11 protein-coding genes are annotated in these 14,034 nt (G+C 72.4%); 10 read left to right on the top strand and 1 reads right to left on the bottom strand.

Annotated elements, in window-relative coordinates:
• Nucleotides 1–31 precede the first annotated feature (31 nt).
• From ACYVOO_RS22835 to ACYVOO_RS22790, 10 genes are all read left to right on the top strand, one after another.
• A complete protein-coding gene (locus tag ACYVOO_RS22835; RefSeq protein ID WP_461017541.1) occupies nucleotides 32–3,268 on the top strand; it encodes an amino acid adenylation domain-containing protein in 3,237 nt (1,078 codons plus the stop codon).
• Nucleotides 3,265–4,017, top strand: a complete 753-nt coding sequence (locus ACYVOO_RS22830) for an alpha/beta fold hydrolase (RefSeq protein WP_461017540.1) — start codon at nucleotides 3,265–3,267, stop codon at nucleotides 4,015–4,017. Before ACYVOO_RS22835 ends, ACYVOO_RS22830 begins: the two co-directional genes overlap by 4 nt.
• Nucleotides 4,018–4,041: 24 nt before the next feature.
• The gene (locus ACYVOO_RS22825; protein ID WP_461017539.1) at nucleotides 4,042–5,058 is read left to right on the top strand and encodes a methyltransferase; all 1,017 of its coding nucleotides are present in this window, start codon (nucleotides 4,042–4,044) and stop codon (nucleotides 5,056–5,058) included.
• Nucleotides 5,059–5,234: 176 nt separating this feature from the next.
• On the top strand, nucleotides 5,235–5,819 hold the full coding sequence (locus ACYVOO_RS22820) for a heme-binding beta-barrel domain-containing protein (RefSeq protein ID WP_461017538.1): 585 nt from the start codon (nucleotides 5,235–5,237) through the stop codon (nucleotides 5,817–5,819).
• A 186-nt stretch (nucleotides 5,820–6,005) separates the two neighbouring features.
• Nucleotides 6,006–6,155 (top strand): hypothetical protein, encoded by a 150-nt coding sequence (locus ACYVOO_RS22815; protein WP_453350096.1) that lies wholly within the window; start codon nucleotides 6,006–6,008, stop codon nucleotides 6,153–6,155.
• Between the two features lie 56 nt (nucleotides 6,156–6,211).
• Nucleotides 6,212–7,387, top strand: coding sequence for an alkaline phosphatase family protein (locus ACYVOO_RS22810; RefSeq protein ID WP_461017537.1), 1,176 nt, complete (start codon nucleotides 6,212–6,214; stop codon nucleotides 7,385–7,387).
• Complete coding sequence (locus tag ACYVOO_RS22805; RefSeq protein WP_461017536.1) at nucleotides 7,384–8,592, top strand: adenine nucleotide alpha hydrolase family protein; 1,209 nt, start codon at nucleotides 7,384–7,386, stop codon at nucleotides 8,590–8,592. The genes ACYVOO_RS22810 and ACYVOO_RS22805 overlap by 4 nt, the downstream gene beginning before the upstream one ends.
• Complete coding sequence (locus ACYVOO_RS22800; protein ID WP_461017535.1) at nucleotides 8,589–9,701, top strand: aminotransferase class I/II-fold pyridoxal phosphate-dependent enzyme; 1,113 nt, start codon at nucleotides 8,589–8,591, stop codon at nucleotides 9,699–9,701. Before ACYVOO_RS22805 ends, ACYVOO_RS22800 begins: the two co-directional genes overlap by 4 nt.
• The gene (locus ACYVOO_RS22795) at nucleotides 9,694–11,580 is read left to right on the top strand and encodes a DUF4910 domain-containing protein (RefSeq protein ID WP_461017534.1); all 1,887 of its coding nucleotides are present in this window, start codon (nucleotides 9,694–9,696) and stop codon (nucleotides 11,578–11,580) included. The genes ACYVOO_RS22800 and ACYVOO_RS22795 overlap by 8 nt, the downstream gene beginning before the upstream one ends.
• Nucleotides 11,577–12,671 (top strand): GNAT family N-acetyltransferase, encoded by a 1,095-nt coding sequence (locus ACYVOO_RS22790; RefSeq protein ID WP_461017533.1) that lies wholly within the window; start codon nucleotides 11,577–11,579, stop codon nucleotides 12,669–12,671. The genes ACYVOO_RS22795 and ACYVOO_RS22790 overlap by 4 nt, the downstream gene beginning before the upstream one ends.
• On the opposite strand, the gene ACYVOO_RS22785 is transcribed toward ACYVOO_RS22790, so the two are convergent.
• Complete coding sequence (locus ACYVOO_RS22785; protein WP_461017532.1) at nucleotides 12,610–14,013, bottom strand: MFS transporter; 1,404 nt, start codon at nucleotides 14,011–14,013, stop codon at nucleotides 12,610–12,612. The genes ACYVOO_RS22790 and ACYVOO_RS22785 overlap by 62 nt on opposite strands.
• Nucleotides 14,014–14,034: the final 21 nt, after the last annotated feature.

The following is a 14,034-nucleotide window of genomic DNA, read 5'->3' as shown; positions in this document are numbered from 1 at the left end:
GCCGGTGCCCCTGCCAATGTGGAGGAGAGCCATGCATCTGCCTGAGCGCCCAGCCGGATACGACCGTGCCCGGCATGGAGTGCACCTGCTCAGGTCGCCCGAAGTGATCGCGAACCCGTCCGTCTACATCGACGCGATCGCCGAGCTGGGCCCGCTGTTCTTCGACGAGGTCGGCTCGGTCTGGGTGTGTTCCGGCTACGCAGAGGCGGTCGAGATCCTGCGCGACCACAGCCGGTTCTCCTCCGTACGCGAACACGACCACGCCGCACTGCGCGAGCGGGGCCTGCACGCCTCCGCCGCCCTGAGCGCGATGGTGCACGAGCAGATGCTCTTCCTCGACCCGCCGCAGCACAGCACCATCCGCTCGGCACTCGCCGGACAGTTCTCCGGCAAGCGGATGAAGAGCCGCGAGAGCGACCTGCGGCGGATCGCCGACCGCGCCCTCGAAGGCCTGCCCACCGAGGGAGTCCTGGACCTGGTCGGCGACTTCGCCGCGAAACTTCCCGCCGCACTGGTGGCCCTTCTGCTCGGCATGCCGGGACGGGAGGAGGACCTGACCCGGTGGGCCGAAGCCTATGAACGGCTGCTGGGCGGCCTCTCCGCGCTACAGGCACCCCCGGACCCCCAGGTGGACCGGGACCTGACCGAGGCACTCTCCGTACTGCGGCAGGAGGCACAGAACCGCCTGCACACTCCCGGCGACGACGTGATCAGCTCCCTGACGGCCCCCCTGGCCGACCGGACACCGAGCGACGAGGAACTGTTCGCCATCGCAGCGAACTGCATCGTCCTGGTCGGCGGCGGGTACCAGACCCTGCCCCACCTCGTCACCTCGGCCCTGCTGGCCCTGCACGACGACCCGGCCTGCCGGCGGAAGCTGCGCGCGGAGCCCGGAATGATCCCGTCGGCCGTCACCGAGACCATGCGCCTCAACGGATCCAGCCAGTACGTCGCGCGCAGGGCCACCACTGACGTGACGGTCCGCGGGACGCCGATCGCGGCAGGCGACAACGTCCTGGTCCACCTGGCCGCCGCCAACCTCGACCCCCAGACCTTCACCGCACCCGGGAAGCTGGATCTGGCCCGGTGCGGTCCCAAGCACCTCGGCTTCGGCACCGGGCGGCACGCCTGCCCGGGCGCGGGCTATGCCGAACGCCTGGCGGGTTTCGCCATCGAGGGCTTTCTGGCCAGGTACCCGGCCTACGCCCCGGAGCCGGGTCCGGACGCGCTGTCCTGGGGCCTGCACGGCAACACCCGCTGTCTCGACCACGCACACATCCGGGTCTCCGCCGACGCACCGGCCGAGGCCACCACCGACGCACCGGCCGAGGCCACCGCCGCCGACACACGGGCCGAGGCCACCACCGACGCACCGGCCGAGGCCACCACCGCCGTCCAGGCAGCCGAAGAGCACGCCCGTTCCGATGGCGGCGACCCACCGGGGCCGCCGAGCGAACCCCCGCCCGCGCACTGCTGGCACGAGGTCTTCGAGCGGCAAGCCCGGCTGACACCCGAGGCGACGGCGGTGCAGGGGCCGCACTCCGCCGTCACGTACCGCGAACTCGACCAGCGGGCCAACGCCCTGGCCCACCGGCTGCGCCACCTCGGCGCACAGCCCGGCGCGGTGGTCGCCGTGGTGATGGAGCGCTCGGTCGAATTCGTCCTCGCCGTGCTGGCCGTCGCCAAGTCCGGCGCCGCGTTCCTGCTCGCGGACGTGACCTGCCCCCGCGAGCGCCTGCGGGCCATGCTCGTCGACGCCGACGTGCGCCTGGTCATCGGCGACGGCACCCTGCCCGCTTCGGCCTTCCCCGCCCGCGTGATCGGCACCGACGCGCCCGACTCCCGGCAGGAAGCGCCGCTGACGGGCGTCTCGGCAGGCGACAGCGCGTACGTCGTCTTCACCAGCGGCACCACCGGCGCCCCGAAGGCCATCGGGATCAACCACGAGGCGACGGTCAACCTTCACCTCGCCCAGCGTGAGATCTTCGGACTGCGACCCGGCGAGCGGGTCCTCCAATTCCTGTCCCCGAACTTCGACGGCTGCATCGCCGACCTCACGCTCGCGCTCCTGTCGGGCGCCACCCTCGTCGTCGCTCCGGCCGACCAGCTCACCGTCGGACCACCGCTGGTCCGGCTGCTCGCGTCCGAGAAGGTCACCACGGTGATCCTCACGCCTTCCGTGTGGTCGGCGCTGCCCGATCAGCCCTTGCCCGACCTGCGCATCGCGGCGGCCGCGGGGGAGCGGCTGCCGGCAACGTGGGTGCAGCGGTGGGCGGCCCCCGGGCGTCGCCTGTTCAACCTGTACGGCCCGGCCGAGACCGCCGTCATGGCGACCTGTCACGAATGCGCCCCGGGTGAGGAGCGGCCGCCGATCGGCCGGCCCGTCGCCAACAAGCGGGCATACCTCCTGGACGAGGCACTGCGCCGCGTCGCGCCCGGTCAGGAAGGGGAACTGTGGATCGGGGGCGTCGGCGTCGGCCGGTACCTCAACCAGCCGGACCTGATGGAAGAACGCTTCATCCGCGACCCGTACACGACCACCGGGCCCGCCGGTCTGCTCTACCGCACCGGCGACATCTGCCGACAGCGCCCGGACGGCGCGCTCGACTACGTCGGCCGACGCGACCGCCAGGTCAAGATCCGCGGCCAGCGCCTCGAACTCGACGAGGTCGAACGCGTCCTGGAATCAGCGCCCGGCGTCGCCGACTGCCACGTGGACGAGCACGACGGCCGCCTCCACGCCCTGGTCATGCCCGAGGGCCCGGACCTCGACGAAGCACCGGTCCGCGACCACCTGGCCAGTCACCTGCACGGCGCCATGCGGCCCCAGACACTCACCACCGTCGCCGAACTCCCGCGCACCCAGAACGACAAGACCGACCACTCTGCCGCGCTCACCGCCGTCGCCGAACCCCCGCGCACCCGGAACGACGACACCGACGACACCACCGAGCCCACCGAGCCCACCACCACGCCCGCCCCCGCGTCCGTCTCCTGCCACGGCTCCACCGCCGCGCCCCGCAGGCAGCACTCCCGCCTGACCTGGGAAGTCGCCCAGTGCTTCGCCCAGGCCCTGGACATCCCCCTGCGCCAGGTCCAGGCCGACTCCGACTTCTTCACCAGCGGTGGCGACTCCCTCACCCTGGCCGCCTTCCTCCAGCGCCTGGAGTCCCTGGCAGACACCCCCGTGGACACCAACGCGCTGATCACCGCTCCCACCCCCGAACAGATCGCCTCCCTCCTCTCCTCTGACGGGATACCCGCATGACCCGGCCGGTCAGGCACACGAGAAAGGGCACGGGCCCCGACACGGTCCTGTTCGTCCACGGAACGATGGACCACAGCGGGAGCTTCCGCCGCATCGCGGACCACCTTCCCGGCTGGAGCGCCGTCGGCTACGACCGCCGAGGGTGGGGCGCCTCCCGCGCGCTCGCATCCCCTCGGCCCGTGCTGACCGACCACGTCGACGATCTGGCCACGGCGGCCTCCACACTGCCCAGGCCCGTCGTGGCCGGACACAGCTACGGCGCTCTGGTGGCGCTCACCGCGGCGTCCCGGCATCCCGAGCTGGTCAAAGCGGTCGTCGCCTTCGAACCGCCCCTTCCCTGGCTGCCCTGGTGGCCCGCCACCGCCCCCTGGGAACAACTCATCGACGACACAGCCGAAGAAGGCCCGGCCGCTACCGCCAGGGCCCTCCAGGAAGCTGTCCTCGGCCACCCCGCCGCAGGTCAGAGCGACGAAGAACTCGCCGCGCTCGGCACCGCCCTGATCCACGAGATGACAGACCCCACGATCGGTCTGCCCTCCTTCGACCCCCTCACGATGACCACACCCGTCCTCGCAGCCTCGGGAACCCGCTCACTTCCCCACCACCAAGAGAGCGCACTTCACCTCTGCGACCTGATCCCCGACGGACGCCACGAACACATCGACGGTGCCGGCCATATCGCGCACCTGACCCACCCCCGGCACTTCGCCGCGCTCATCGAGCAGGCCATCGCCCCGCCCAGCGGCTGACACCGCACCACACAGGAGGACCTCATGCTGCCGAGCAACCTGGAGAAAACCCTGTTCGGCGTGATCGCGACACCGGTCCTGCACCTGGCCGACCGCCACCGCGTGTTCTCCCACCTCGCGGCCAACGGGCCGGGCACCGCGCGGGACATCGCCACGGAGCTGAGCGTCGACGAAGACACGCTGGAGCGCATACTGCTGGTCCTGACCGCGTTCGAGGTCATCCGGCGCACACCCACAGGCCACTACAGCCTCCCGGAGACCGTGCGGCCCTTCGTCGACCCCGACGACGAGCGGTACATCGGCGGATTCATCACCCACCTCGTCGAGGAAACGGCGAGCAGGATGCCGCGGCTCGACGCCTATCTCCGCCACGGCAAGGACTCCGTGGACAGCCCCGAGCCGCAGCCGTTCGCCTCCCTCTACCGCAGCGATCAGGCAACCCGTGCCTTCCTCAACGCCATGTGGGACCTCAGCTTCGCCCCCTCCAGGGAACTCGCCGCGCTCGTCGGACTGGCCGGCACCGCCCACCTCGTCGACGTCGGCGGCGCAGGCGGACCGTTCGCGGTCGCCGCGCTGCACGCCTCACCCACACTCCGGGCAACGGTGTTCGACCTGCCCCGGGTCCAGCCCTACCTCGAGGAAACCCGTACCGCCTACGGCCTCGGCGACCGGCTCGCCTTCGCCCCCGGCGACTTCTTCACCGACGACTTCCCCGAAGGCGACTGCATCGCCTTCGGCTACATCCTGTCGGACTGGCCCGACCACGAGTGCCTCCAGCTACTGCGCAAGGCACACCGCGCCTGTCAGGACCACGGGCGGGTGCTCGTGATGGACAGGCTCTTCGACGACCACCGCCAAGGCCCTCTCGCCACGTCCGCAATGAACCTGACCATGCATCTGGAAACCCAGGGACGGCACCGCACAGCCGATGAATTCACCGGACTCCTCACAAAGGCCGGGTTCGCCCACTGCGAGACACACCGTTCCAGCGGCGACAAACACGTGGTCATCGGCTACAAGAACGACCCGCGGCCCTCCTGAGCCAGACGGGCGCTGGCCGCTCTCAGCCGACCGGCCCTCTGATCCGCCAGAAGCACAAGCCCCGTTAGCAGCGCACCGGCCGCGCGTCACGCCGTGGCAGCAGGTGGGCGCCCGGCACTCTAGGCTGCCTCCTGATACCAGCACCGGCACCGCCCCCCGTCCCAGGAGCGCATCCCATGTTCGACCCCGCCACCACCCACCACCCGTACCCCGACGCACTCCGGCCGGACGAAGCACCCGCGCCGCACGCGTTGCTCGCGCCACTGGCCGGGTTGCTGGGCACATGGAGGGGGCACGGCCGCGGCGAGTACCCGACGCTCGCCGAGGGGTTCGCGTACGCGCAGGAGATGACCTTCCGTCACGACGGACGGCCCTTTCTGCACTACGAGACCCGCGCCTGGCTGCTCGACGCGGACGGCGCCCCGCTCCGGCCCTCGGCGCGGGAGAGCGGCTGGTGGCGGCTCCAGCCCGAGGGGCGGGTGGAGGCGCTGATCACCCAGCCCACCGGTGTCGCGGAGATCCTGGTCGGCCGCGCCGACGACGGAGCGGCCGATCTCACCACCCATCAGGTCGCCCTCGCTCCCACCGCCAAAGAGGTCGACACCACCCGCCGCCGTTACACCCTGACCGACGGGGACACGCTCGACTTCGTCCACGACATGGCGGCGGTCGGCCAGTCGCTGCGCCACCACCTCACCGCCCGGCTGCGACGCGAGGACGGCAGCCGGACACGGGACGTGGACGTGTCAGAGGGCCGGTGACGGACGCGGCGTCTCCGCTGATTCATGCACCGGACAGATGCGGCTGTCCAGAATTCGACCTGACGTTTACCTGGCGATTCCTCTACGCTCCGCCTCGAAGAGCCATATTCGGGAAATCGAATATGACGCGACATGAGGATCCGCGACCCGCGGATCACAGGGCGTATTCGATCGAGGAGGTATCAAGTGTTCGACCAGGAACTTCAGGAAGTCACGCGTACCGAAACGCCCGTCATGCTCGTCCCCGACCTTGTTGAGGAGATGGTGGCGGAGCGTCAGAACTTCCAGCTCGTGAAGTTCCGCACGACGTGCACGGACTGCGTCCCCAACCTCTGAGGGATGACGGTCACGTGACGGCGGGGCCGTCCCCCCTGGGTGCGGCTCCGCTCCCCATGCCCGGCCCGCCCGATCTGCGTACCGTCCCTGACCTGGTCCTTCGTCAGCTCTCCGCGACCAGCGAGGGGGTCGTCGTACTGGCGCTGGACGGGCTCGGAGCCGAGTGGGCCGCCGGATCCCTGCGCAGGGCGCGCGTCCGCACACTGCGTTCGACGTTTCCGACGACGTCCACCACGGCATGGCTGACCGCGGTCACCGGCGCGGATATGAGGGAGCATCTCGTGGTCGGCGCCGAATACCGGATTGCCGGGAGCCGGGACGGAAGTTGCGGGGGAAACGCCGGGGGAGAGGTTCTGCTGGATGTCGCTCATGGGCGATGGCGGAATTGGACCGCGTCGGGAAAGTGCTCCGGCCATGTGCGATCTGTTGCATACCGGCCGGTACGCACGTTATTCGAGCGGGCCGCGGAAATGAATGTCCCGGCATATGCGCTCGGACGGGAACTCGACGCACTCGACGGCCCGTGGGCCGCGGCGCTGCTGCGCGGTGCCCACCGTGTCCCGGCGACCCCCGCCCCCGCCCCCGCCCTGACCCGAACTCCCGCCACCCCCGCTCCCGCCCCGCCCGACCTCACCGTCGGCACCGTCCTGCGACAGCTCGACGAGCTGCTGACGGCACATCAGCGCCGCCCCCTCCTGGTGTGGGCCTACGTCGACTTCGACACCCACCTGCACAGGTTCGGCCCGGACCGCAGCCTGACCCGCGCCCTGCGGCTGCTCGACACCGCGGCGGCCCGCTGGGCCGACAGCGGCTGGACGGTCACCGCGCACGCCGACCACGGGCTCGCCCCCGTGGCCCATGACGAGAACGCGGCGCGCGCCTGGAGCGCGCTCGACACACCGCACCGCTGCCGCCTGCCCAGCGGGGGCGCGGGCCGCGTGCGCTGGCTCCACCCCCACCCCGGCACCGAGGAACGCTTCGCCGACGAGGCCAGAGAACGGCTCGCCCCCTGCGCCGACGTACTCGCTCCCGCCGACCTCACCCGCAGCGGTCTGCTGCCCGGCTCTCCCGAGGTGCACGCGCGCCTCGGCACCGTAGTAGGGGTCGCCACCTCCGCGGCCTTCCCCGTACCCGACCCCACGTACCGCTACGAGCACGGCGCCTGGACCCCGCAGGAGAGGGACGTGCCACTGGCGGTGTGGTCCTCCGACGACGAAGGAGAAGAACCGTGAGCGTGGTCTTCATCAACAAGGTGGGGGAGTCGGAAAGCCTGGCCGCCCGCCCCGGACAGCCCCTGCGCGACGTGCTGCGGGCACACGGCATACCGGCCAACGCCGTCCTCACCTACCGCGACAACAAGCCCGTCTCCGAAGAAGTGCTCACGGTCGGCGAGGACGATCTGATCACCGTGAAACAGGTGCGCCACTACGACCTCGACGTCACCCGCAAACCGGCCACCCGCACCTACGGCAGCCCTTCCCCCGTCTACACCAAGCGGGTCCTCTTCGACGAGGCGGGAGAGCTGGAGGTACGCGCCGAACAACTGGGAGCCGAGGCGTTCGTGGAGTACGTCGAGTCCACGTTCACCCAGAGCATCACCCACGGCGGAACCCTCCGCGAAGGGGACCACAGCGTCATCGGCCTCTCCGGCGGACGCGACAGCGTCTCCTACCTCAAGCTCCTGGAACGCACCCGGGGCCGCTACCCGGACAGCGCCATGACCGCCGTGACGGTCACCGGGCTGCCCGACTGGGACGAACCGGCGACCTTCGAGGCCGCACGCCGCTCGTGCGAGGGGCTGGGCATCGAGCACACCATCGTCACGGCGAGGGAGGTCGAGGACACCTTCCGGCTGCGCCGCCCCTTCGTCGACGCCATGAACCAACTCATGTCGGGCGAGCACCGCTCCATGAACATGGTCATCGTGCACCACGTGATGCGCCGCATGCTGGAGCGGGCGGCGGAGGAGAGGGGCGCGCCCGTCGTGGCCTTCGGCCTCAACGCCGACGACCTCGTCGCGAGCCTGGTCACCTGGTTCACCAGCGGCTACCGCATGGGCGGCATACCCGTGCGCGAGATCGGACGGTTCCGCTATGTCTTCCCGCTGTACCGGATCACGAAGAAGGAACTGACGCTCTATCTGGAGATCGTCGCCCCCGAGCTGACCCGGCAGGGCACACCGGGAAGGTTCACCACAGGGCCCGACGAACGGTCCCTCGCCTACGCCCTCGCCGACCACCTCTACGACCTGTGGCCCGGCATCGACTACTACCTCTTCCAGGCGTTCTCGACGTCCCAGCGGTTCATGCTGCCCCTCGTGGAGGAGACCTGCGGCATCTGCGAGTGCGTCTACCTCCTCCAGGAGGGCGTACCGAACCCCGAAGGACTCTGCGACATCTGCGGCTTCCTCTCCAAGCAGGGCCTCTCGGCCCGGTGAGACCCGCACAACGGCTCGCGGTCACCGCACACGCGCGGCAGCCGCACCCGGGCGACGAGGCACTGGACCTGCGCTGGTCCCCCGACGAGGCACGGTTCAGCGCACCGCTCCTGGAACACGTCTGGACCGGGCTGCTGCGCTGTGCCCCGGCCGAACTCGGCGAACGCGCACGGCACTACGCCGTACGGGACCCCTTCGGCGCCCGGCGCGCGGCACCCGTGCTCTCGGCACACTTCGGGTGCCGGTTCACACCGGAGCACGTCACGGTGGGAGCGGGCACGACGGGACTGCTGCACGCGCTCGCCTGCCTCGCCGCCGCCCCCGCCACCGTGCTGCACCTGGCGGCCCACCACCCCGACCTGCCGCTGTGGGCACGGCGGCTCGGCGCCCGTACGGTGCCGCCCGCGCGGAGCGTCGAGGAGGCCGCCGCGCGGGCGGCGCGCCACACACCCTCGCTGGTGCTGGCCGAACGCCCGGCCGTGGACGGCACCCTCTGCACGGCCGAGGCGGTCGGCCGCCTCGCCGACGTGCTCGCGCGGACCGGGGACGGGGACGGACTGCTGGTGGTGGACGAGTCCTACGCCTGCTACGGAGGGCCGCAGGTGTCGGTGGCACCCCTGGTCGCCCGGCACCCCAACCTCGTGGTGCTGCGCGGCGTCTCGAAGGGCTACTGCGCGGGCGGACTGCGGACCGGGTTCGCGCTCGCCTCCCCGCGGGCGACGGCGCGGCTGCGGAACGTCGCCCCGCCGCTGGCGGCGGGCGAGCTGGGGCTGCACGCGGCGCTGGCGATGCTCGCGGAGGGCGACGTGTTCGCGGGGCTGCGGGCACGCGTCGCCGAGGTACGGCCGCGCTTCCTCCGGATGCTGCGGGCCGCGGGCTGCACGGTGCCGGTGCCGACACCGGGGGAGGGGGACGGGAACGAGGCGCCGTGGCTGCCCTGGACCGTCGTCGCGGACGACGCACGCACCCGGACCGTCCTCGAACACCGCCGCATCCTCGGCAAGGAGGTCTGCACCGTGCCGCCCTCTCCCGCACTGCTCCGCCTGTCCGTGCCCCTGTCCGACGAGCGCGAGCGCGCCGTGACCGAGGCGCTGACCCGCCGTGGATGACCTCCGTCGCCTCGTGGAGCGGACACACGAGGACGTCGACACCGACCGGACCATGGGCCTGCTGCGGCGACTGGTGCGCCACGACCGCTACCAGGCGTCCCACGGCGTGCACGCTGCCGCCGCGCTCGTGGCCACCGCAGCCGAGGAGGCGGGCCTGGTGGACGTGGAGATCCTGCGGCTGCCCGCCGACGGCAGCCACCGCTGGTGGACCTTCACCGCACCCGTCGGATGGACACCGCACAGCGCCTCGCTCGCCCTGGCGGACGGAGGCCCGCCACTGATGCGCTACCCGGAACAGCCCTACGGGCTGGCGGCCTACTCGGCGCCCACCCCGCCAGGGGGAGTGGAACTGCCGCTGGTCCGCTGGCCCGACGACCCTCCGCACGAGTGGCCGGACGGCGCCCTCGTCCTGCACGCGGGCCCGCCGGGTCCTGACCTGGTGCCCCTTCTGCTCGGGCACCGGGCCCGCGCCGTGGCGGTCGGCAACGAGGGCCCCGTCCGCCGTCTCGAACTGCCCCACGGGACGGAGCTGTCCGGGTTCAGCGTCCCGCCCGCCGCGTTCGCGCGGCTGGACCGGGCCCGCAGGGCGGGAGGCGGGGTGCGCGTGGCCGTACGCGCCGAACAGGGACCGGACACGATGCCCGTGGTCACGGCCCGTACCCCCGGCGGGACGGTACCGGGCGCACACGCCCTGGTCACGGCACACCTGTGCCACCCCGCGCCGGGAGCCAACGACAACGCCTCCGGGGTGTGCACGGCACTGGAGACGGGACGGCTGCTCGCCGCGCGGGCACCGCGCCGCCCGGTGCGCTTCGTGTGGGCACCGGAGATCGTGGGCACGGCCGCCTACGCGCACACCGCCTACCAACTGCGAGGGGACCCGCTCCCCTTCGCCGCCGTCAACCTCGACATGACCGGAGAGGACCAGCGGTTGTGCGGCTCACCGCTGATCGTGGAGCGCTCGCCCCAGCATCTGCCGTCGTGCCTGACCCCGGTCGTCGAGGAGTGTGTCCGTGCCCTGCCTCCCGCCGGACGCTCCTTCAGCGGTGCTGTGGGGTGCGACACCTGGGCCTGGCGCGCGACGCCCTTCACCGGTGCCTCCGACCACGGTGTCCTGGCCGACCGTTCCCTGGGCATACCCTCCGTCCAGCTCGGCCACTGGCCCGACCGCTTCCACCACTCCGACGCCGACAGCGTCGACAAGACCGACCCGGCGGAACTGCGCCGCAGTGCGGCCGTCGCCGCCTCGGCGCTGACCTTACTGTGCGAGGCACACGGCGAGGACGGCCCCGTGGGCATGGCGGAACTGGCCGCGCTCACCGCGCGATGGGGGGCGCGCCGCCTGGCCGAACGGCTCCCCGCACCCGGCGCCCCCGAGCACAGCCGCACCGGCCGCGTCGACCCGTTCGCCGCGGAGCACGCGGAAGCGGCCCTGGAACGCACGGCGGCCGTGGCGGCGGGAGCCCTCACCTCCCTGGAGGCGCTGGGCGCCGACCCCGGGCTCACCCGGCGCTGGGCGGACCGCCTGCCCCCGGTCGCCGCCGCGCTCAGCCCGCTGGCCGGGACACCCATGGCGTCGGGGACACCCACGGCACCCGGGGACGGACGCGTGTACGCACGCGCCTGGCCCGGCCCGTTCAACCTGCGGGCGCTGCTGTCGGACAGCACAGCGGAGGACAGGGCCTGGTTCCTGGAGCGGATGGCCGAGGACGAGCGCGGCTGGTACGCGCGTGCCATGTCGCTCGCGCAGGGCGTCGACGGCGCGGCCCACGAGACGCGGCTGATCGAGCACGCGGCGCTGGACAGCCTGCTGTCCTTCGACGTCGCGGAGGCACGGCGGTTCCTCCACCTCATGCTGCGGGCGGGATGGACCGTATGAACGCCTCCCACACCTCCGGCACGTCCCGCGCCTCCCACGCCTTCCACGTCGAGTCCCACGACTCCCTCGAAGCGGTCCGTGAGGTGTGGGCCGGCCTGGCCAGGGACAGCCGGGCGCCGCTCTTCCACCACCCGCCCTACCTCGACGCCTACGCGGCGGCGCCCCTCCACCACATCGCCCGCACCTCCTACCTCCTGGCCCGCGACCGCGACGGCGCGGCCCGCGCGGCCCTCCCCCTCTTCCACCAGCCCGAGATGGACCCGCTCGGCGTCCTGCGGCACCAACTGCCCGCGCGGCCGGGGACGGGCGCCGAAGGCGGGGCCGGGGCCGGGTCCGGTCTGCTCAGCCACGTGTGGCACTGCTACGACACCCGGATCCTGGCCCGAGGCCCGCTGACCGCGCCACTGCTGGACGCACTGCTCGACGCGGCACACCGCATCGCCCGCGATGGCGGCGCGCAGTGGTACGGCCTGGTCAACGTGGAGGCGCCGGGGGCACTGGCCACAGCCCTGGACCGGGCGGCGCCGGACCGGGGAATGTGCCGGGTGCGGGTGGACGAACGCTTCACCGCCGATCTGCGGCGCCACCCCACCGCCGACGCGTTCGTGGCATCGCTGAGGCCACGTCAGCGGCAGCGGCTGCGGCGCTACGGCCGTCGCGCGGCCGAGGCGGGACTCGCGACCCGCGTCGTGGACCCGCGCGAGGCCGACCTGGACGGGCTGCTGGAGCTGGTACGGGCGACGATGGCGAAGTTCGGCGCCACCTCCTTCTTCCCCGAGGGCCTCTTCCAGCGCTTCGTCACCGCCCTGGGCGACCGGGCACGCATCATCGAGCAGCGCCTGGACGGACGGCTCATCGGCGGCGCCGCGTGCCTCGTCGACGAGGAGCGGCTGCACTTCTGGATCAGCGGGGTGGACTACGGGGCGGCCCCCACCTTCAGCCCCAACTACCTGCTGTTCCTCGAAGGCATTCACGAGGCACTGCGCCGCGGCGTGCCCGTCTTCGAAGGGGGCCGCCGCAACGGCCCGTTCAAGGAACTCTTCGGTCTGCGGGGCCGTCCTCTGCTGGCATACGTGGCGCCGGTCGGCTGAGGGCGCCGCGAGGCCACAGCACGGAGAGGAGGAGGGTGGCGCCCGTCAGCACGGTGAGCACACCCAGAGCACCCCTCGGCGACACGTCCAGGAGCCTGCCCACCACGGCCGAGGTGACCGAACCACCCAGGTAGAACACGAGGTTGTACAGGCCCAGCGCCGCCCCGTGCACCCGCGCGGGCACCACCCGCGCCAGGGCGCCCACCAGCACGACGTTCCCCGCGCCGATGCACCCCGAGACCACGCCGAAGGCGCCCACCAGCGCCCAGGGGCGGTCGGGCCAGAGCGTCGCGGCAACAGCCGCCGCACTCCCCAGCGTGCCGCACACCGCCAGCACGGGTGCGGGGGAGCGCCGCTCCCTCCCCTCCTTCCCCCGGCCCACGGCCCACGAGCCGAGCGCGCCGCACACCCCCACCGGCAGCAGGGCGAGACCTATCTGCGCGGGGGACCACCCGCGCGCCGCGTGCAGCAGCAGCGGAATCATGACCTGGAGCCCGAAGTACGTACCGAACAGGGTGAAACCCGAAGCGACGACGACAGCCACCCGGCGGTCACGCAGCAGGCCCACAGGGACGAAGGAGGTCCTGCGGTACCAGGCCACCGCCAGCCCCACGACGACCAGCGCCCCGCCCAGTCCCGCCACCCACGGCCCCGAAGCGGCAGGGGCAGCCGCCGTCCGGACGCACAGGAGGGCACCGCACACGGCGGCGACGACACCCGCCGCTCCGGCGGCGTCGAACCGTCCCGCGGCCCGCGACCGCGCCGCGACCTTCCGGGTCGCGGGAACCAGCGCCAGCGCGCTCACCGCTGAGGCGGCGAACAGGGCGCGCCAGCTCATGAGCTGCGCGAGCGCCCCCGCGAACACCGGCATGGTCGCGGAGGTCAGCGTCATCAGCGCGGTGAACACGCTCAGCCCGCGCCGCCTGGCCGCCTCGTCGCCACGGGCCACGAGCGCGGCGCTCGCCACGACGGGCACCGCGCCACCGCCCGCGCCCTGCACGGCGCGCCCCACCAGCAACGCGACGGGGGACCACGCGCACAGGCACAGCAGCGAACCCGCCGTCATCAACGCCAGCCCCCACCCCGTCGCGGCGCGCAGCCCGAACAGATCGACCACCCGGCCGAACACCGGGGTGGCGACGGCGAAGCCGGTGGCGTACACCGTCATCAGCCAGGTGCTCGTGACGCTGTCCAGGTCCATGGCGGAGGCGAGCGCGGGGAGCACGGTGGCGACGCCCGCCGACGCGGTGGTGGAGGAGAGCAGCAGCAGACCGAGGAAGAACACTCCAGGACCGCCCGGTGCACGGACGGCCGGTTCCTGTTCCCGTTCCCTCCCCGTCACCTCACCACCGTCCGATGTCAC

This window comes from Streptomyces daliensis, from assembly GCF_054782395.1.
Note: the sequence above shows the minus strand (reverse complement) of the source record. Positions and strands in the feature narration are given on the sequence as shown.

Excerpts from the sequence above, each read along its gene's own strand:
- ACYVOO_RS22835 (WP_461017541.1), top strand. The coding sequence starts at position 32 with ATGCATCTGCCTGAGCGCCCAGCCGGATACGACCGTGCCCGGCATGGA.
- ACYVOO_RS22830 (WP_461017540.1), top strand. The coding sequence starts at position 3,265 with ATGACCCGGCCGGTCAGGCACACGAGAAAGGGCACGGGCCCCGACACG.
- ACYVOO_RS22825 (WP_461017539.1), top strand. The coding sequence starts at position 4,042 with ATGCTGCCGAGCAACCTGGAGAAAACCCTGTTCGGCGTGATCGCGACA.
- ACYVOO_RS22820 (WP_461017538.1), top strand. The coding sequence starts at position 5,235 with ATGTTCGACCCCGCCACCACCCACCACCCGTACCCCGACGCACTCCGG.
- ACYVOO_RS22810 (WP_461017537.1), top strand. The coding sequence starts at position 6,212 with ATGCCCGGCCCGCCCGATCTGCGTACCGTCCCTGACCTGGTCCTTCGT.
- ACYVOO_RS22790 (WP_461017533.1), top strand. The coding sequence starts at position 11,577 with ATGAACGCCTCCCACACCTCCGGCACGTCCCGCGCCTCCCACGCCTTC.